Source organism: Leyella stercorea DSM 18206 (assembly GCF_000235885.1).
Classification (GTDB): Bacteria; Bacteroidota; Bacteroidia; order Bacteroidales; family Bacteroidaceae; genus Prevotella; species Prevotella stercorea.
The window spans coordinates 1-1,001 of record NZ_JH379355.1 but is presented as its reverse complement, the minus strand read 5'-3'; the positions used below and the strand labels follow the sequence as shown (position 1 = coordinate 1,001).

Below are 1,001 nucleotides of genomic sequence, written 5' to 3'. Positions count from 1 at the left end.
CAGTTCAAGCCCGGGTAAGGTTCCTCGCGTATCATCGAATTAAACCACATGTTCCTCCGCTTGTGCGGGCCCCCGTCAATTCCTTTGAGTTTCACCGTTGCCGGCGTACTCCCCAGGTGGGATGCTTAACGCTTTCGCTTGGCCGCTTACGTCAGACGCAAACAGCGAGCATCCATCGTTTACCGCGTGGACTACCAGGGTATCTAATCCTGTTCGATACCCACGCTTTCGAGCTTCAGCGTCAGTTGCGCTACAGCAGGCTGCCTTCGCAATCGGAGTTCTTCGTCATATCTAAGCATTTCACCGCTACACGACGAATTCCGCCTACTTCCTGCGCACTCAAGTCTGGCAGTTCGCGCTGCAATGCCCAGGTTGAGCCCCGACATTTCACAACACGCTTACCAAACGGCCTACGCTCCCTTTAAACCCAATAAATCCGGATAACGCCCGGACCTTCCGTATTACCGCGGCTGCTGGCACGGAATTAGCCGGTCCTTATTCATAGGGTACCTGCAATATGCCACACGTGGCACACTTTATCCCCCTATAAAAGCAGTTTACAACCCATAGGGCCGTCATCCTGCACGCTACTTGGCTGGTTCAGACTCTCGTCCATTGACCAATATTCCTCACTGCTGCCTCCCGTAGGAGTTTGGACCGTGTCTCAGTTCCAATGTGGGGGACCTTCCTCTCAGAACCCCTACTGATCGTAGCCTTGGTGGGCCGTTACCCCGCCAACAAGCTAATCAGACGCATCCCCATCCTTCTCCTTCACATTTCGTTCACGTTAGATGCCTGCTGTGAACCGCATATCGTGTTAGGCCGCCTTTCGACGGGTTATCCGATGGACAAGGGTAGGTTGGATACGCGTTACTCACCCGTGCGCCGGTCGCCATCATCGGTTGCAAGCAACCGACATGCTGCCCCTCGACTTGCATGTGTTAAGCCTGTAGCTAGCGTTCATCCTGAGCCAGGATCAAACTCTACATTGTAAAATATTT

At 53.5% G+C, this 1,001-nt stretch carries 1 rRNA gene; it reads right to left on the bottom strand.

Going from position 1 to position 1,001, the window contains the following annotated elements:
• Positions 1-992 (bottom strand): 16S ribosomal RNA (locus HMPREF0673_RS00960); the annotation flags it as partial.
• Positions 993-1,001 lie beyond the last annotated feature (9 nt).